Source organism: Vibrio neonatus (assembly GCF_024346975.1).
GTDB classification, from domain to species: domain Bacteria; phylum Pseudomonadota; class Gammaproteobacteria; order Enterobacterales; family Vibrionaceae; genus Vibrio; species Vibrio neonatus.
The window spans coordinates 77,633-96,718 of record NZ_AP024885.1 but is presented as its reverse complement, the minus strand read 5'-3'; the positions used below and the strand labels follow the sequence as shown (position 1 = coordinate 96,718).

General features: G+C 43.0%; 17 protein-coding genes. 6 read left to right on the top strand and 11 right to left on the bottom strand.

All coding sequences use genetic code 11. The features are described from left to right. The first annotated feature begins 213 nt into the window (after positions 1 to 213). The 4 genes from glnL (at position 214) to OCU38_RS00450 (ending at position 5,842) form a co-directional block, all read left to right on the top strand. The gene (glnL, locus tag OCU38_RS00465; protein ID WP_261823372.1) at positions 214 to 1,269 is read left to right on the top strand and encodes a nitrogen regulation protein NR(II); all 1,056 of its coding nucleotides are present in this window, start codon (positions 214 to 216) and stop codon (positions 1,267 to 1,269) included. 24 nt (positions 1,270 to 1,293) lie between these two features. Then, positions 1,294 to 2,703, top strand: a complete 1,410-nt coding sequence (glnG, locus tag OCU38_RS00460) for a nitrogen regulation protein NR(I) (protein ID WP_152822126.1) — start codon at positions 1,294 to 1,296, stop codon at positions 2,701 to 2,703. A 417-nt stretch (positions 2,704 to 3,120) separates the two neighbouring features. Next, the gene (locus tag OCU38_RS00455) at positions 3,121 to 4,083 is read left to right on the top strand and encodes a glycosyltransferase family 2 protein (protein WP_261823371.1); all 963 of its coding nucleotides are present in this window, start codon (positions 3,121 to 3,123) and stop codon (positions 4,081 to 4,083) included. Then, entirely contained in the window at positions 4,052 to 5,842 is a 1,791-nt protein-coding gene (locus OCU38_RS00450; RefSeq protein WP_261823370.1) for a GtrA family protein, read from the top strand. The genes OCU38_RS00455 and OCU38_RS00450 overlap by 32 nt, the downstream gene beginning before the upstream one ends. Before the next feature lie 71 nt (positions 5,843 to 5,913). On the opposite strand, the gene hemN is transcribed toward OCU38_RS00450, so the two are convergent. The 5 genes from hemN to OCU38_RS00425 form a co-directional block, all read right to left on the bottom strand. Beyond that, complete coding sequence (hemN, locus tag OCU38_RS00445; RefSeq protein ID WP_152822120.1) at positions 5,914 to 7,287, bottom strand: oxygen-independent coproporphyrinogen III oxidase; 1,374 nt, start codon at positions 7,285 to 7,287, stop codon at positions 5,914 to 5,916. A 131-nt stretch (positions 7,288 to 7,418) separates the two neighbouring features. Further along, complete coding sequence (locus OCU38_RS00440) at positions 7,419 to 7,907, bottom strand: DUF2489 domain-containing protein (RefSeq protein ID WP_152822118.1); 489 nt, start codon at positions 7,905 to 7,907, stop codon at positions 7,419 to 7,421. Positions 7,908 to 7,913: 6 nt separating this feature from the next. After that, positions 7,914 to 8,462 (bottom strand): Der GTPase-activating protein YihI, encoded by a 549-nt coding sequence (gene yihI / locus OCU38_RS00435; protein ID WP_261823369.1) that lies wholly within the window; start codon positions 8,460 to 8,462, stop codon positions 7,914 to 7,916. Continuing rightward, positions 8,449 to 9,099, bottom strand: coding sequence for a class I SAM-dependent methyltransferase (locus OCU38_RS00430; protein WP_261823368.1), 651 nt, complete (start codon positions 9,097 to 9,099; stop codon positions 8,449 to 8,451). The genes yihI and OCU38_RS00430 overlap by 14 nt, the downstream gene beginning before the upstream one ends. A gap of 730 nt (positions 9,100 to 9,829) precedes the next feature. Continuing rightward, positions 9,830 to 10,447: a c-type cytochrome gene (locus OCU38_RS00425; RefSeq protein WP_152822112.1), complete on the bottom strand. Its 618-nt coding sequence runs from the start codon at positions 10,445 to 10,447 to the stop codon at positions 9,830 to 9,832. 212 nt (positions 10,448 to 10,659) lie between these two features. Between OCU38_RS00425 and yihA the strand changes: the two genes are divergently transcribed. Further along, entirely contained in the window at positions 10,660 to 11,313 is a 654-nt protein-coding gene (gene yihA, locus OCU38_RS00420) for a ribosome biogenesis GTP-binding protein YihA/YsxC (protein ID WP_261823367.1), read from the top strand. A 561-nt stretch (positions 11,314 to 11,874) separates the two neighbouring features. Here the strand turns inward: yihA and polA are convergent. The 3 genes from polA to hemB form a co-directional block, all read right to left on the bottom strand. After that, on the bottom strand, positions 11,875 to 14,679 hold the full coding sequence (polA, locus tag OCU38_RS00415) for a DNA polymerase I (RefSeq protein WP_261823366.1): 2,805 nt from the start codon (positions 14,677 to 14,679) through the stop codon (positions 11,875 to 11,877). Between the two features lie 380 nt (positions 14,680 to 15,059). After that, positions 15,060 to 15,494, bottom strand: coding sequence for a GNAT family N-acetyltransferase (locus OCU38_RS00410; protein ID WP_261823365.1), 435 nt, complete (start codon positions 15,492 to 15,494; stop codon positions 15,060 to 15,062). 63 nt (positions 15,495 to 15,557) lie between these two features. Then, positions 15,558 to 16,571 carry a porphobilinogen synthase gene (gene hemB, locus OCU38_RS00405; protein WP_152822104.1) on the bottom strand — a complete coding sequence of 338 codons (1,014 nt, stop codon included), beginning with the start codon at positions 16,569 to 16,571 and terminating at the stop codon, positions 15,558 to 15,560. Between the two features lie 132 nt (positions 16,572 to 16,703). On the opposite strand from hemB, the gene OCU38_RS00400 reads away from it, so the two are divergent. After that, entirely contained in the window at positions 16,704 to 17,465 is a 762-nt protein-coding gene (locus OCU38_RS00400; protein WP_261823364.1) for a TatD family hydrolase, read from the top strand. Positions 17,466 to 17,693: 228 nt separating this feature from the next. Here the strand turns inward: OCU38_RS00400 and tatC are convergent, their stop codons facing one another. From tatC to tatA, 3 genes are read right to left on the bottom strand one after another with little or no spacing between them, the layout of a single operon-like run. Beyond that, a complete protein-coding gene (gene tatC / locus OCU38_RS00395) occupies positions 17,694 to 18,431 on the bottom strand; it encodes a twin-arginine translocase subunit TatC (RefSeq protein ID WP_152822099.1) in 738 nt (245 codons plus the stop codon). Positions 18,432 to 18,476: 45 nt separating this feature from the next. After that, positions 18,477 to 18,815: a Sec-independent protein translocase protein TatB gene (gene tatB / locus OCU38_RS00390; protein WP_261823363.1), complete on the bottom strand. Its 339-nt coding sequence runs from the start codon at positions 18,813 to 18,815 to the stop codon at positions 18,477 to 18,479. Between the two features lie 3 nt (positions 18,816 to 18,818). Beyond that, positions 18,819 to 19,076 (bottom strand): Sec-independent protein translocase subunit TatA, encoded by a 258-nt coding sequence (tatA, locus tag OCU38_RS00385; RefSeq protein ID WP_152822097.1) that lies wholly within the window; start codon positions 19,074 to 19,076, stop codon positions 18,819 to 18,821. Between the last annotated feature and the right edge of the window lie 10 nt (positions 19,077 to 19,086).

Here is a 19,086-nt window from a genome sequence, read left to right as displayed (position 1 = left end):
AGCTTAGTGTGATTGGTATTAATCAAAAAGCATTTTGTCTGCACTATTTCTGAACACAGGCTTGTAACAAATTAAGCCTCAATAAAACCAAAAACGGCAAGGTTTTTGCATCATTTAGATTATGGGCGAATAACTACATTCACAAGCTCTCATTGCACCAAATTTGTGCAATAATTTAACTGAATTGACCCTACGCACTAAAAAGGACTTTCTGTGAGTAAACCATTAGCTGAAACTGTCTTAGAGCAACTTGTTACAGCCACCTTGTTGCTCGATGAATCGTTGACCGTTTGCTACTTGAACCCATCAGCCGAACAGCTATTTGGGCAAAGCAAAAATCGGTGTATTCATCAGCATCTACCTGAGATGGTTGAACACTCCTCGATAGACTTTTCAGTCTTTGAACAGCCCCTTATTTCTGGGCAAGGAATAACGGACAGCGGCGTAACCTTTGTTATCGATGGCAAACCACTGCTGCTTGAACTCACTATTAGCCCTATTTCTTGGGACAAGAAAGTCATGCTGTTGGTAGAGCTTCGTCAAGTGGAGCAACAAAGAAGGCTCAATCAAGAACTCAATCAACACGCTCAGCAACAAGCGGCCAAATTACTGGTACGCAGTCTTGCACATGAAATTAAAAATCCGTTGGGCGGATTACGTGGTGCGGCACAATTGCTTGAAAAAATGTTGCCTTCAGAATCACTGCGTGAATACACACAAATCATCATTGAGCAGGCCGATAGGCTAAGAAACTTAGTGGACCGACTGCTTGGCCCGCAAAAACTGGGCACTAAAGAACCCGAAAATGTTCACGTTATCTTAGAAAAAGTGCGTCAATTGGTCAGTTTAGATTTGGGAGAGAATGTTCGCATCGAGCGAGATTACGACCCTAGCCTTCCTGATATCGCCATAGATAGTGAACAAATAGAACAAGCACTGTTAAATATCGTCAGCAATGCCGCGCAGATTTTACAAGGTAATGAGGATGCCCGAATTACCTTAACCACTCGCACCGAGCATCAAGTAAACATTCACGGTAAACGCATCAAACTGGCAGCCAGAATTGAAGTGACTGATAACGGACCGGGCATTCCACCCGAGCTGATAGATACCTTGTTCTACCCCATGGTCAGTGGACGAGAAGGAGGAACAGGACTTGGATTGTCTATTTCTCAAAATCTCATAGACCAGCACCAAGGCAAAATTGATGTGGACAGTTGGCCCGGAAAAACCACCTTCACCATTTATCTACCCATTTTAGATTATTAGAAAACAGCGCTAGGAGACAGAATTATGAGTAAAGGCTATGTATGGGTCGTCGATGACGACAGTTCTATACGCTGGGTTCTAGAAAAAACCTTATCTAACGCTAATATCAAATGTGAAACCTTCGCTGACGCGGAGAGTGTGCTTTTAGCACTAGAGCGTGAAGTGCCTGATGTCATCATTTCCGATATCCGCATGCCCGGCATGGATGGCTTAGAACTGCTTAAACAAATCCACAAAGCCGACCCTATGCTACCTGTCATCATAATGACGGCGCACTCTGACCTTGATGCGGCAGTAAATGCTTATCAAGAAGGGGCTTTTGAATACCTACCTAAGCCTTTTGATATTGACGAAGCGCTGGCATTGGCAACTCGCGCCATTACTCACAGCCACGATCAAAAGCAAACTAACAATGCCGCTAACACCCTGCATACGGATACCCCTGAAATTATTGGTGAAGCACCTGCCATGCAGGAAGTGTTTCGCGCTATAGGACGTCTGTCTCGCTCATCAATCTCGGTGCTTATCAATGGCGAATCGGGGACAGGTAAAGAATTGGTTGCGCACGCTTTGCACAAGCACAGCCCTCGCAGTAAAAATCCATTTATTGCCCTAAACATGGCGGCCATTCCAAAAGACTTAATAGAATCAGAGCTTTTTGGACATGAAAAAGGCGCGTTTACCGGTGCGAATAGCGTACGCCAAGGACGCTTTGAACAAGCCAATGGCGGTACTCTGTTTCTTGATGAAATAGGCGATATGCCGCTAGAGATCCAAACTCGCTTACTGCGCGTACTGGCCGATGGACAGTTTTACCGCGTGGGCGGACATTCCGCGATAAAAGTGGATGTACGAATCATTGCAGCTACTCACCAAAACCTTGAGTCACTGGTAAAAGATGGTGATTTTCGCGAAGACCTTTTCCACCGCTTAAACGTGATTCGAGTGCACATTCCAGCCCTTAGAGAGCGCAAGCAAGATATCGCTAAATTGGCTCAACACTTTTTAAACTTAGCCGCCGAAGAATTAGCGGTGGAAGTGAAAACCCTCTCCAAAGAAGCGACCGAAATATTAACTCGACTTAGCTGGCCGGGAAATGTACGTCAGTTAGAAAATACCAGTCGTTGGCTAACCGTCATGGCAAGTGGTAGCGAAATATTGCCAGCCGATTTACCACAAGAATTAGTCGAAGAGCGCAGCCTCGCCTCCACTAATGAAGGCTCTGATTGGCAAGAACTATTAGAGATGTGGGCGCGTTCGGCGCTTGCTTCGGGGGAAACCGAAATCCTCGCACACGCACTGCCAGAGTTTGAGCGTATCTTATTAAAAGTGGCTCTTAACCACACCAATGGGCACAAACAAGATGCGGCTAAAGTTTTGGGTTGGGGAAGAAACACCCTCACTCGCAAGCTAAAAGAGTTGAGCATGACTTAACCCTCTACATTGTTCATCCTCTAAAGAAAAGTGGTCACCTTCTGGTGACCACTTTCACTCTCCAAAACCCAAACACAGCCGTTATTTCATCTATCCCAGCCACGCTAGCTAGCCTTTCGTTTATTCTCTCTATCTAGTATTTTTTTGCTTAAACCATACTGCATACGCAAAAATATTAACACTACCGCAACCAATCGGTAAACATACAGATCGTTAAGCTGTTGCCTGTTTACATTTGACTGCTTATTTAATAGCTAATGATTAGATGTAAGATTGTACTAATCCATAATTGTGCATTTTTTTATAGAATCGTTTTTGATTATATGAACCGCTGAGCTTAATACGGCTATGAGTATGTTAATAACTCACCGTTAATAAGTAACAGCGGAGACCTGCGTGATAAAGTTTGGGTGAATTATGAATAAAACGGTTTCGATAGTTATACCTTGTTATAACGAGAGTGAAGTCATTGATACGACAGTGCAAGAATTGCTTTCTGTCACCAGCAATATTGCCAATTATCAATTTGAGCTGATCTTTGTGAATGATGGCAGTGCTGACGATACGGAAGCAAAATTGCTGGAACACAATAAGGCTCATGACAATATCCGTGTAATTTCTTTTTCGCGTAACTTTGGTCATCAGCAAGCGGTCAGTGCCGGTTTAGATGTCAGCACAGGTGATGCTGTCGTCTTGATTGATGCTGATTTACAAGATCCACCTAAACTCATTGAAGACATGATTGCCAAATGGGAAGAAGGTTTTGATGTGGTGTATGGCACCCGCGCAAGCCGCGATGGTGAATCTAAATTTAAGCTCATCACCGCAAAATGGTTTTACCGTTTATTAAATTACTTATCAGAAGTAAAAATCCCTCTCGATACTGGCGACTTTCGCTTGATGGATCGCCAAGTGGTTGATCACTTAATTGCAATGCCGGAAAAATCACGCTTTATTCGCGGCATGGTCAGTTGGATTGGCTTTAATCAAACCTCAATTAGCTATGAGCGTAATGCTCGTTTTGCTGGTGAATCCAAGTACCCACTTACTAAGATGTTGAAGTTTGGCATTGATGGCATTTTATCCTTCTCCGTCAAACCACTAAAGCTCTCCATTATGATGGGCTTTATGTGCTCGGGTGTGGCTATGTTGATGATGCTTTACTCTGTTTACATTCGCTTAATGACCGACCATTGGGAATCTGGCTGGGCATCGTTACTGGTTGCGATCTTGTTTATCGGCGGAGTGCAATTGATCTCTATTGGCATTTTGGGTGAATACATCGCACGTATTTACAACGAATCGAAAGATCGCCCACTGTATATCATCAAGAAAAACCGAGAACACGATGTTGACCAAAACCACTCGACTGCTGAGTAATCTGCTGTATTCAGATTTACGCCAAAAAATTCGTTTTGCTTTGGTTGGCGGAGTCAATACCGTCGCCGCTTATCTGGCCTTTATGGCTTTGTATGAGCTGTCTGGACGTTACTTAGTGTGTTCGGTTTTATCGTATCTTATTGGCATGCTGATCAGCTATGTCTTAAATCGCACCTTTGTATTCAACAGTGAGAAAAAAGGCGGTCAATTCATCCCTTTTTGTGTGGTGAATTTAGCCTCCTTATCCTGCTCAACCGGCGCTTTATTTGTATTGGTGCATTATGTTGGATTGCACGTTTACGTCGGACAGGCGCTCGCCGTGTGCGTTTCAATGGCAATTAACTACCTTGGCTACAAGAAAATATTTACTGAAGGGGTCTCAATGCCAACTTTGCTACAAGGCTTATATGATGACGATGGTCATTTAGACCTGTTATCTGTACTGCAGTGGCTACTGATTGCTATTTTTGCCTGTGTGACTGTATTCAATTTGCACTTAGCTATGTCGTCCAATATCGCACATGATGCCTTACCGTATATGGACGGTTACAGCGGAAAATTTGTCACCGAAGGACGCTGGATTAACTTTGCTTTATATCCTGTGCTAAAGGAACTGCCTGCTGTAGTGGCGGCTTCTTTAGCTAATCTATTTATCTTTATCTTTGCTTATAAAGTTGTGATGGGTGTTAAAAAAGAGCGCTGGTTAGCCATTGCGATTGCCTTACTCATCGTCAATGTCCCATCCTTTACTATGCTACTCAAATGGCCAATGACGCTTGTTACTGGCTGTTTTATGTTGGCATTGTTTGCATGCTACAAAGATAAGTTTAATCGTCATGCCCTGCTTGTTGTGGCAGGCATTTTACTCTTTGCCACCTACCCGGCCTTTTACTTTTTAATTCCGCTGTTGTTTGTAGCCGAGTTAGGTAAGTCTAGCTATGCCGATATCTGCAAATTTCTGTGCTTTTGGGTTTTAGGTTATGTATTGGGGTACGCAGTTGCCAATGGTTTGGTGTATCTATACACCTCAATATTTACCGACCACGCCACTCTGATTCATTTTGTCAGTTGGCGACATGAAACGCCGTCCAATAGCTTATCTGCGTTGCTGGCAAATATTGGCAAAAGTGCTGGCAACCTTAACTATGAAGTGCAGTACTTAGCCAAGTTAAGCCCGTTATTTTATGTTCCCATTGCACTGACCTTTATCTGGGCGCTGGTAAAGCACTTCAAATACACAGCGATAGTGTTGATTGTGGTGGTGTCATTGTATGCCAGCGTTGTGCCACTAGGGGTTGATGTGCCATTGCGCTCAGGAGTCACATTGCCGATTGGGATGGCAATGCTGCTGTTATTGATTACCAATAAACACTGGCGACTGCTGACTTTAATCTGTTTGTTTATACCGTTTTCATACCAAATGCATAGCTACAATTACCACTATGCGTTTAACCGCAGTGTGATTACCCATATTTTAGAAGAGCACGATCCACACCATTATCTTCGTCAGTCACAAGCGTTTGATAAGGTCACAGTCAACGTGGATGAAGAGAAAATGACCCAATATATGCTCGATAAAACTGGCTCAAGATCGTTTACTAATTCATCCAATTTACGCTACCACTATATTCGGCCTTATCTGTATCAATATGGATGGCGCGGAGAAAGGATTGTAGTAAATAACGTCTCTAGAAGTGCGGTGATCGGTGAAGCTAGAGTGGAGAAGAAAGGTCGAGAGCTATTTGTCTCAATGGAATAACATGCAATCAATCAGGGTAAGAAGGCTTCTTACCCTGATTTTTTTGTAATGAATAGATTAGAATTAACGAATTAGATTACGCGTGAGAACTGTTGCTGACGCGCCTTCGCTCTGAAGTATTTATCAAAACACATACAGATATTTCGAATCAGCAAACGACCGCGTAAATTCACATGAATTTCAGAGTCAGACACTTCCACCAAACCGTCAGTCACGAAGGTTTGTAGCAAGCCTAAGTCTTCATCAAAATACTTATCGAAAGTAAGCCCAAACTGTTGTTCAATCTCGCTCTTGTTCAAAGTGAAATTACAGATCAATTGCTTGATAACTTCACGGCGGATCAGATCATCGCTGTCTAAAGAAACCCCTTTCCATAAGGCATGACGCTTCTCTTCCATTTGTGCGTAATACAGCTTCAACTCTTTTTGGTTCTGCGCATAAGTATCGCCCACCATAGAGATGGCCGACACCCCAAAACCAATTAAGTCACAATCACCTTGGGTGGTATAACCTTGGAAGTTTCGGTGTAGCTCACCATTGCGCTGGGCAATCGCTAGTTCGTCTTCTGGAAGGGCAAAGTGATCCATACCAATGAATTGGTAGCCTTCAGAAGTCAGTGTCTCAATGGTTTGTTGCAAAATCGACATACGCTCAGAAGCCACCGGAAGATCTTCTTCTTTGATTTTGCGTTGCGCCGCAAACAGTTGTGGCATGTGCGCATAATTAAAGACTGACAAACGACCCGGACGCATAGTTAATACTTGGCGCATTGTTTCCGCAAAAGATGTAGCGGTCTGTAGCGGCAAGCCATAGATAAGATCTAAGTTAGTTGAGCGGAAACCTAGCTCTTTTGCTCGCGCCACCATAGCAAAAATGAACTCTTCATCTTGCTCACGGTTAACCACTTTTTGCACTTCTTTATTGAAGTCCTGCACACCAATACTTAAACGGTTAAAGCCACTGTCACGCAAATGATCCAGCATATCTAGCTCTATCTCACGCGGGTCAACTTCAATACTAATTTCGGCGTCAGCATTAAAGTTAAATTCTTCATAAATCACCGCCATTAGACGAGTAATTTGCGGCTTAGTTAAGAAGGTTGGAGTGCCTCCGCCAAAGTGCAATTGGTTTACTTTACGTTGCGACAGCAAAGCGGCACGTTGGCGAATTTCAAACTCAAGTACATCCAAATAATCATCGGCTTTTTCTTGATGGCGAGTAATCACTTTATTACAGCCACAGTAGTAGCAAAGCTTGTGACAAAATGGGATATGAATATACAGAGATAAAGGTCGTTCTGGATATTGCATATAAGCAATGTCTAGCTCAGCAACAGTAAATGCTTCGTGAAATTCCACGGCCGTTGGGTAAGAGGTGTAACGAGGTCCAGAGTAATTGTATTTATCCAATACACTCTGATCCCAGATAATTTGTCGGCTAGACATATTAATATCCTAAGAACAACTAAGAAAGGGGGGGTTATTGTGCCACAGCTATAAAGAGGCATTTTTTATAACCAAAAAATATCATAGAGAGCGATCAATATTTGATAGCTAGATCACGCCAATAATAGATGCTATTTCATTTGAACTGAAATCTGTTGATTGAGTGGAGCCACTCGGCCTTGCAAATCTTTCAACTCTGCAATAATGGCATCGTTCAAACGAGTTTCCGCTTTATGACGAGCTAAGTTTTGTTGCATGCGCTCTTGCTTAGCCAGTTGTTGGCGATCATCACCGCGAGCCATATCTTTCACTACCTGAAACAGCTCACTCAGCGCGGGATAACGCGTTGCCACATCGATGCGCTGCTCACCCTGAACATAGTCCAAAATGTTGCACAAACGAATACTCAGCTCAGAGAGATCGCATTGACCCTGTATGCCTGCGAGGCACAAGGTATCAACACTCTCAAAAATCTTCGCATTACGCTTGGCAATAGCCAAAGCTTGGTGCTGCTGAATCAGTTGCTTCTGCTTATTTAGTTTTATCAGTAAATAAGCAGCGTAAGCAGCTAATCCAAGGATGATGATAGCTCCGATAGAAGCCAACACAGCCATATCCATTGATTGTTAGTCCTTGAAATCGCCTAAATCTAGCTCTTCAAATGATGCCAGTAGCTCATCTTCTGTGCGCGGTTTCTTGCTCTTAGTCGGTTCAACTGGTACTTCGATTTCGTCTTCTGGTTCTAATAAGCCCAATTGGTTCATTAGCACTTCGATACGATCCAGCTTCTGATCAACATAAGCTTGTAAACCACCACCTAGAGATTCACCGCTCTCGATACGCTCAAGTAATACATTCAATTGTGCATCATTTTCTAGCGCATCCAACTCTTGCTCAGCTGAGTATTTACGCTGTTGCTTAGTTGGTTTAACTGTAGGCTCTACAATTAGTGGGATCTTTTTCTTAGAACCAAGGCGCGGATCGCGTTTAGCGCGGCCCAAGCTGTCTTTTGATTCATTTTCTACCGAGTGGCGGTTACCGGCTTTTTGGCCTTTGCGCTTTTTCAGCTTCTTGCGTAAACGTCCTTCAACATCTGATGCTGATCGGTTGCGAGTTACCGCTTGTTCTACTTCACCGGCTGAACCTGGCTTTCTCGATTTCTTATGTCGACTCATTGCTCGACTTCCTCAATAAAATTACGTCGTTTTCAATAAACTCTAGCTCTAGCTTGTCGCGGACAGCTAAAAACTCAAAAGTACTTCTGCTAAAAAACACAACATGTGTGTGGTCATTCTTGTAATGCCAAGTGGCGAAGGCTTCAACTCCGCGCACCATTTTGGTCATCAAACCCAGCCAAGCGCCCGGTTTTAACATGTCTATCCACTGCGCCCAAACCTCGTCGGGCTTATATAAGTGCTCAATCACCTCAGTCGCGGTGATAAAGTCATAGCGCTTATTCAGTACACTGCTATCTGGATAGTAGTAGAGATCATACAAGTCTACATGATGACCTGCCTCTTCCATCATCAAAGATAATGTTGGGCCTGGGCCACAGCCAAAGTCTAACCCTTGCTTATGGGAGCCTATTCGCTCAACAAGTGGTTTCTGAACTCTAGACAAAAATCTGCGATAACCTGCATCAGAAGGGTCGTTTTTATGTAGATCATAATGCGCCTTTTCTTGGCTTGAATCTAATCTCTGATTGGGGTCAACAAATACTAGCTCACAGCGCTGGCATTGCAGATATTGCCTGCGCTTATCTTCCCAATAAAATTGGATGTCATCATGATGACAAAGTGGACAATCTAACATTCAAGATGCCTATTTAGCGTAAGAGGCGCAACTTACCAAAATATGAAGAAAGAGTGTAGAAAAAATCTGCAATTTCGTGGATTTTTTCTATTTGCAAAGGAAATAGACGCCAACATCAAAACAGTACGAGGTTACTCTCAGCCAGTCTTTATACTCATAGTAGAGGTTGGCTGTTAACAATGCTTAGAAAATAAAAAAGCGATAGGTTGCCCTATCGCTCGCAAAATTCCATTTGTTATTAATGCTTTCCGTGCCAAAATTTTGTTATTCATCGTCCTGATGATTTTTAAAATCCGTAGCAAATATCCATTTGCTGGGCTAATCCTAAGCCATTCCTATCAGGGTCCTCAACATGAGAAAAAAAACCATCCGTTGTTTACCCAAAGTCGCCCAAGGCGGTGCTTTCCTTTACTCTTCCTGAGTAAGATTGAAAATTTCAATCATCACATCCTTCGACTGACACTACTCTACTACTGATATAAAAATGTGCAATTACTAAACAATACGAATGGATCACACTTTCAACAAATTAGATTGATAATGTTTATTTTTCAATAGGTTAAATATAGTTATAACCGTCATGACATAAAGTTAACTGTTGCTTGAATTCTGTGAGCTAGCTATCGGAAATGGCCGGATTATAGGGGTTGTGAGACATAGAGACTCTGTGCGAGCCTCTATGTGATTGGGGAAAAATGCTGTTAGTAAAAAGTGCTATTAATAAGCAATATTAGTGAAGGCCACCCACATATTTAGACAATACGTCAATTTCTTCTTCAGTCAGCTTTTTAGAGACATCGTGCATCATTTCATTAAGGTCGTTATTACGATCCATCGACGCAAACTTTTGTAACTGCAACTTAATATAGTCAGCATGCTGTCCAGATATCTTCGGGAAACCCGATAAGCTAGTACCATTACCTCTTGGGCCGTGACACGCCACACAAGCAGTAATTCCGCGCTCAGCATTGCCCGCTAAGTATAATTCTTGCCCTTGCTCCACAACATCTTCCGGAGTGCTATTCTCAGATATTGGTAAAGAAGCATAGTAAGCTGATATATCAGCCATATCTTGTTCTGATAGAGGGATTGCCATGGCACTCATCGCGGGATCGTAACGACCTTGCTTACCGCCACTGGTTGCACCCAACTTAAAATCTTTAAGCTGCTTGGTAAGGTAGCCTTCATGTTGGCCAGCCAATTTAGGATAAAGAGCAACAGGACTGTTTCCATCAGCACCGTGACACGCCGCACATGTTGCTGATTTTTGCTTACCTGCTTCTATGCTACCTGCAGCCCATACTGAGCAGCTAGCAAAAAGAGTTACTATTAGCGCTAATTTCTTCATGACATTCCATTATAATAATTTGAGCTTCCGTGGCTAAGGTATGCTCAGTTTTTATGTTCTAGATTGAATAAAAGTACCCGAAAAGATGAACAAGCCATAGGTGTCGCCTTTTGTCGTGCTAGAATAGGCGAACTAATGCCGAACACGGTTATTTTACACAAATTCACAAAAAAGTAATCAGTCGACTACACAAAGTCGCGATGGAGTTAACAGTGAGCGCAAAAATTCATTACCAAAATACCCATTTTATAACGAGTGCCCCAGATATTCGTCACCTTCCTGAAGATGAAGGCATCGAAATCGCATTTGCAGGTCGTTCTAATGCGGGAAAATCTAGTGCGCTCAATCGCCTAACTAATCAACGCGCACTTGCAAAAACCAGTAAAACCCCGGGTCGTACGCAGCTAATCAACTTATTTAAAGTGGATGAAAACTGCCACATTGTTGATTTACCTGGATATGGTTTTGCCCAAGTTCCTCTAGAACTGAAAAAGAAATGGCAAAAAAGCTTGGGTGAATACCTACAAAAGCGCCAATGTTTAAAGGGCCTAGTAGTATTGATGGATATTCGTCATCCAATGAAAGATCTTGATCAACAAATGATCTTTTGGGCCGTTGATTCAGGTATTCCAGTACAAGTGCTGTTAACTAAAGCTGACAAGCTAAAAAGTGGCGCTCGCAAAGCAACATTACTTAAAATCCGCCAAGATGCGATTGGTTTCGGTGGTGATGTTAACGTTGAAGTATTCTCATCTCTGAAAGGTCTTGGTGTCGAACAATTACGAGCTCGATTAGATAGCTGGTTTGCACCTGCTTTTGCAGAGCTTGAACAAGATGATGAGCAAAGCGCCCCAGAACAAGAATAACGCCATCACGCAATAGCTTTAGAAAGACAACAACGCGACCCACAGTTTGGGTCGCGTTTTTTTGTTTCTAAATTACAGAATACTTATTGAGTAATTTGCGCTGTTTGTAACATAAAAATGCTGATTTTATTATTTTTCAACACTTTGTAAGATCAATACAAACAGAAAGAGACTTAATACCAGCCGAAGTAAGGCAACAGAAAGATTAACAGGATTTAATACAAGAAGAGAGGCTTAAACCCTTATCAGACAAGGGTTATTGGTTTCTTTTGGGCAATAAAAAACGCCTCAGTCAAATACCGACTGAGGCGTATGAATTTATATAAATTCTAATAACGTGAAACAAAAGGTCTGAAAGATGGAACATCTTACCTCTGTACCCTACACAGATAAATCTACCCGATCTGAGAACAAATGCCAACACTTTTTGTAGTTTTTTTTCAAAAAAAACCTTTCCTTTGAAAAATTCTACCTAACCTATTGTTGTTTAAATTACAGACGATTATAGGCTGTATAAGTGATACACCTCTCACTAACAACCTATTCGTTTTCAATAATTGTCTAGTGTGCCTCATCCCAGTTATCACCATGACCTGCATCAGCCACTAGTGGAACATCCAATTTAGCCGCAGATTCCATTAAATTCTGTATGTTACTTTCAATCTCTTGTAATGCATCTTCACGAACCTCGAAAACCAATTCATCGTGTACTTGCATTAACATACGAACCTTAGGTTCACCTTGTTGTTTTTCAATCCACTCATCAACTAACAGCATCGCTTTCTTGATGATATCTGCTGCCGTGCCTTGCATCGGTGCGTTGATTGCCGCACGTTCGGCCGCTTTACGACGCATACCGTTACGAGAGTTAATCTCTGGCAGGTATAGATGACGTCCAAACAAGGTTTCAACATAGCCCTGCTCCGTTGCTTGGCTACGAGTTTCTTCCATGTACTGCATTACGCCAGGGTAACGCTCAAAATAGGTATCCATGTAGTGTTGAGCTTCACCACGAGCAATGCCTAGTTGCTTGGCTAAGCCGAAGGCACTCATGCCATAGATAAGGCCAAAGTTAACCGCTTTAGCACGGCGACGTTGCTCGCTAGTCACTTGCTCAATATCGACACCCAAGATCTCGGCGGCGGTCGCTGCGTGGATGTCTTTACCTGTTCTAAAGGCTTCCAATAACGCTTTATCACCGGAAAGGTGAGCCATGATACGCAGCTCAATTTGCGAGTAATCGACCGCCAGAATTTTCCAGCCGTGTGGAGCCACAAATGCCTGACGAATACGACGTCCTTCTTCATTACGAATAGGGATATTCTGCAAGTTTGGATCGGTCGATGACAAACGTCCGGTTGCAGTCACGCCTTGATGATAAGAAGTATGCACACGTCCAGTACTTGGGTTGATCATCTTCGGCAACTTATCGGTGTAAGTAGACTTCAATTTCGCTAAACCACGATGCTCAAGAATCAGTTTCGGCAGTGGGTAATCCAAGGCAAGCTCTTGCAACACTTCTTCATTGGTTGACGGTGCGCCAGAAGGTGTTTTCTTGATAACCGGTAATCCCATCTCTTCAAATAGAATTCCTTGCAACTGTTTTGGTGAGCTTAAGTTAAATTCTTTACCTGCCAACTCAAATGCTTTGGCTTGTAACTCATCCAGACGCTGGGCAATCTCTTGTGATTGAGTTCCTAGCAGCATGTCATCAATCAATACCCCGCGACGCTCAATGCGCGAAAGTACCGGTATGAGTGGAATTTCAATGTCTTGATAAACAGAGTTAAGTTTTTCATTCTGTTCTAAAAATGCATTCAGATGATTGTGCAGTCGTAACGTCACATCGGCATCTTCTGCCGCATACGGTGAAGCTTCAGCTAAGTCAATTTGGTTGAAGGTGAGCTGCTTTTTGCCTTTACCGGCAATTTGTTCAAAAGAGATGCATGGATGCTGTAAAAATCGCAGTGCCAAGCTATCCATGTCATGCTTGCCGCCCACACTGTTGTACACGTAAGACGCCAGCATGGTATCAAAGGCAATACCCTGCATGTCGATATCGTATCGAGCGAGTACCGAAGCATCGTATTTTAGGTTCTGTCCCACTTTTGCCTGTTTAGGATCTTCAAGTAGAGGCTTAAGTTGCTCTAGTACCCAACTGCGCTCAAGTTGCGCGGGTGCATCTAAATAATCATGAGCAACAGGAACATAAGCGGCTTCACCCTCTTCAGTGGCAAAGGACAAGCCTACAAGGTTAGCCACCATGTAATCTAGGCTGTCCGTTTCCGTATCAAAGGCAAACACATCGGCTTGTTTTAGTTTCTCTAGCCAAGTGTTAAAGGTCTCTTCATCCAATATAGTTTGGTACTTACTACGATCAATCGTAATGGCTTTCTCAGAAATGGTCGGCGTAATCTCTTTTTTCGCCCCAGCACCGCTAACGGCTCGACCTGATTTTTCATCAGCCTCAACCACACCAGTGCCACCCTCTAACAGTTCATTTAACCAAGATTTAAACGCCATTTTTCCATATAGAGAAATCAATAAATCTTTATCAGGCGTCGCTTTAACTAAATCATCTAAAGTCACTTCTAACTCTACATCTAGCTTAATTGTTGCTAAGCGATAAGAAAGATAAGCCGACTCTTTATGTTCGAGTAATTTCTTAGCCATGGTTTTTGAACCGCGAAAGCCCAGCGCGGCAATGCTATCAAGGTTTGCGTAAATATCATCAAGCCCACCAATGCCTTGCAAAAGAGCAGTCGCGGTTTTATCACCCACACCCGGCACGCCTGGAATGTTATCGACCTTATCTCCCATCAACGCGAGGTAGTCGATAATCAGTTCAGGCGGAATACCAAACTTTTCAATCACCCCTTCTCTATCGGATACCACATTGGTCATGGTGTTGATTAAGGTAACGTTCTCATCCACCAACTGCGCCATATCTTTATCGCCAGTACTGATCAGCACAGGCATGCCTTTTTTCGATGCTGCGGCAGATAAAGTGCCGATCACGTCATCAGCCTCAACCCCAGTGATAGAGATCAAAGGTAAGCCCATGGCTTTAATCATGTTGTGCAAAGGTTCGATTTGAGATCGCAGATCGTCTGGCATTGGTGGACGATTCGCTTTGTATTCTGGATACATGTCATCTCTGAATGTCTTACCTTTGGCATCAAAGATCACCGCAATACGCTCACTAGAGAATTGACGCATCATGCTTCTGAGCATATTCATTACGCCATAAACGGCATTGGTTGGATGCTCACCATTGCTCATGGTGCCAGGGTATGCATGGAATGCTCGATATAAGTATGAAGAGCCATCAATGAGTATCAGCGAATTTTCGGGGATAGTTGCCATGTATTGGTGTCCAGCTTAGGTAGAAGGAGGGATAATACCAATCACTTGCTTACGACAATTGGTATAACTTTGCTATAGGATGCCACGAGTCACTCCGCTTATCTAGATACCCTTGAATCACACTAACAAATATTGCGAATCTGAACAGAATTGCCTGTGGATAAGTGTGTGAGCAAATTATTTGCGAACTTCAAAAGCCTGTAGATAAAGTTGCTTTTATTGATTTTTAATCGTTAAAAATCAATAACTTAAATCAGATCTAGCGATCATTTAAAAGATCCTCACCTGATCGGCGTGTGTGGACAAAGATTTTAAAGGAGAAATATTAAACAGCGCGCTTGCGCAACAAACAACCTCAATAGAGTAGCTCATTTTTCACGCTATAGGGATTTTTTAAAATAGAGTCGATTATGTAGAGGGTTTGGATAAGGTTCGCATTCTTCAATCCAATAACCATTTCTCAGTAGTAGCCTCAACATGGCCGCAAACTGATTTTGTGACTTAACGGTTAACCAGCAATATCCCGCCTCTTTAACCCAACGTTGCTGCTCGTTTAATAGCAATTGTGCAACACCTTTACCGCGAGCCTCAGCATTGACCCCGCCTAGCCAACTATAAAAAGTGTCATCGTCTTGCGCATAACCTATTTTAAAGCCGAGCAATACCCCACACTCTTCTGCGATAAGAATTAGTGATTTTTTGTTGTTTAGACGCAAGCGAAGAGTTTCAATACTCTCTGGTTTATTAAATTCAGAAATAGAGCTCATTACCTGCAAAGCTTCGACCAATGAACCTTCGCGAATGACAATAGACATGTTGCCTCCTCTACAAATACAAAAGGCCCTAAAAAGGGCCCCAGTCATCATGTCGCAATAGGGTTATTTGTCTTCAGACAACCACTGCGCCACGTCTTTGGCGAAGTAAGTTAAAATACCATCTGCGCCAGCACGCTTAAAGCATAGCAAGGATTCTAAAACTGTTTCTCTTTCCTTTAACCAACCATTTTGAATGGCCGCTTTGTGCATCGCATATTCACCAGACACTTGGTAAGCAAACGTCGGAACTTGCAACTCTGTCTTCACTCGGCGAACCACATCTAGATACGGCATGCCAGGTTTCACCATGACCATATCAGCACCTTCAGCAATATCCAGCGCCACTTCATGTAACGCTTCATCACTGTTTGCCGGGTCCATTTGGTAGTTCTTTTTGTCTGCGCCTTTCAAGTTGCTCGCAGAGCCGACCGCATCTCTAAATGGGCCGTAGTAGTTAGACGCATATTTAGCAGAGTAAGCCATGATCTGAGTATGAATGTGTCCGGCTTTTTCTAATGCTTCACGAATCTTACCAATGCGGCCATCCATCATATCTGAAGGAGCGATAACATCCGCGCCTGCCTCAGCATGCGAGAGTGCCTGCTTAATCAAGACTGCTGTAGTTTCGTCATTTTGCACATAGCCTTCATCATCAATGATGCCGTCTTGTCCGTGTGTGGTATAAGGATCAAGGGCGACATCGGTAATAACACCAATTTGCGGTACATGCTCTTTAAGCAAACGCACCGCGCGCTGCACTAAACCTTCTGAGTTATAAGCCTCAATAGCACACAGGCTTTTTGCATCTTGGTTTACTACAGGGAATAACGCGATGGCAGGAACCCCTAAGTTTGCTAGTTTTTCTGCCTCTTCCAACATGAGATCGATAGAAAGACGCTCAACGCCCGGCATAGATTCAACTGACTCACGACGATCTTTACCCATCAATATAAACATTGGGTAAATCAAATCATCAACGGTAATTTTGTTTTCTGCCATCAGACGACGGCTAAAGTCATGTTTACGCATGCGGCGCATTCTACGCGCAGGAAATGGGCTCTGAATAAGTGCGGACATGGTTCGATCCTTGTATGAAACAACTGTGCTAAATCATAACATTAACCATTCCACTAGGAACGCACAGAACATGAAAAATAGAACGAATGCACATATACTGGAGCACAAATAGCCAACAAATGATGTTTATCCATGATCGACACCCACGCCCATATTTATGCCAGTGAATTTGACCAAGATCGAGACCAAGTGGTAGAGCGCGCTCTGCAAGCCGGAATTAATCAAATATTACTGCCCAATATCGACCTAGAATCTATTCAGCCTATGCTAGCGACCGAAGCGGCTTATCCTGATATTTGCCGTTCGATGATGGGATTACACCCATGTTATGTAAACCAAGACATCAAGCAAACCTTAACTGAAATAGAAAGTTGGTTTGATAAACACAACTTCATCGCGGTTGGTGAAATTGGCATTGATCTCTACTGGGACAAAACATTTCGTAAAGAACAAGAATATGCGTTCTCCACCCAACTAAACTGGGCTAAAGAACGCAACCTTCCGGTCGTCATCCATACCAGAGATTCTATCGAGGAAACACTTAGCCTACTGAAGAAGGAACAAGACGGTTCTTTGCGTGGCGTATTCCATTGCTTTGGTGGCAGCGTTGAAGAAGCGAAAGCCATCAATGATCTTGGCTTTCATTTAGGGCTTGGCGGCGTATCGACCTTTAAAAATGGCGGTATGGATAAAGTCATTCCGCACTTGGACTTACAATACCTGATACTAGAAACCGACTGCCCTTATCTTGCTCCTGTTCCTCACCGAGGTAAGCGCAATGAACCCGCCTACACTCAGTTAGTCGCACAGCGAGTTGCCGACCTGAGAGAGCTGAGCTTGACTGAGGTAGATGCACTCACCACTCAAAACGCAGTGCAGTTATTCAACCTATAAAAAAAATCCCCAACGGGGATTTTTTGTCATTGATTAAGCGATAGAGAAAGCAGTATCTATTTTGCTTATACCAATCACACTAAGTAAGTGATCAGAACTAGCGCAGGAAAAATGCTCGAGAACAAGGCAGAATTTTTCGATAAGTAGTTATTCTACAATCAAAAATTCTAACGCCGTTATCGAGCATTTTAACGAGCTAGAATGACCAGTTATTTAGTACGATTGGTATTACTCTTCGTCCTCATCTTTTCGAGTATAGAAGCGCGCAAAGAACAAGCCCACCTCAAATAACAGCAGCATTGGCACAGCCAACAGAGTCTGAGAAATAATATCAGGCGGAGTTAGCATCATGCCAATCACAAAAGCGGCCACAACCACAAAAGGTCGCTTGGCTTTTAATGTTTGCACGTCTGTTGCTCCCGTCCAACACAGCAAGATGATGGCAACCGGTACTTCAAATGCGATGCCGAACGCTAAAAATAACGCTAAAACAAAATCGAGATAACTGGAGATATCCGTCGCAAACTCAACCCCACCTAGCGATATGGCAGTAAAAAAGCCAAACACCAGCGGGAATACCACAAAGTAGGCAAACGCAACACCGCAGTAAAACAATAGCGAACTAGAGAACAGCAGTGGCATCACCAAGCGTTTCTCATGCTTATACAACCCTGGCGCAACAAAGGCCCACACTTGATACAAGATAAACGGAACGGCGAGAAATACTGAAGCGATTAAAGTCAGTTTAAGTGGCGTAAAAAACGGTGACGCGACATCCGTTGCAATCATCGTTGCCCCTTCGGGTAAACGATCAATTAAAGGAGCCGATACGAACTCATAGATATGACCTGAAAAATAAATCAGGCATAGAAACACCACCATCACTGCGCTAATTGCACGCAATAAACGAGTGCGTAACTCAATCAGATGGCTCATCAATGGTTGGTTGGAATCAACCGAAGACATAGAAACCTCTATAAATAACAAAAGGGGCAGCAGTGCCCCTATTGATTAATCTTGCGACTTAGGAGAAGACGACTCTTTGGTGCTTGTTGAAGACTTGTAGGGTTGCTGAACACTTTGTGCAGCTTCTTTTAGCTCTTCTACAGATTGACGCAGTTCTGGAGACATATCTTTCATCCCCAACTGCTCTGCTTTTTTCAGGTTTTCCTGAAGTTCATGAATTTTGAGCTCATGATCCAACTCATCTTTGACATTATTTGCCATAGATTTTGCTGAATTAACAAAGCGAGCCACGCTACGAATAGCAACAGGGAGGCGCTCAGGCCCCAAGACAATCAACCCCAAAACGGAGATGAGTATCAGCTCCCAAAAACCAATATCGAACACAGATTAAACCTGCTCTTTGTCTTTTTGCTTCTCAGTGCTCTGTTCTGCAGTTTTTTGCTCAGAAATGTTTTTCTTCTCAAAGTCTGCATCATTTGACTCTTTAGCTTCTTTAGTGACAGCTTCTTCCTCAGACATCGCTTTTTTAAAGCCTTTCACTGCCGAGCCAAGATCGCCACCAATACCACGCAATTTCTTAGTTCCAAATAATAGAACTACGATCACTGCAATGATTAAAAGTTGCCAAATACTAATTCCACCCATGTGTAATAAC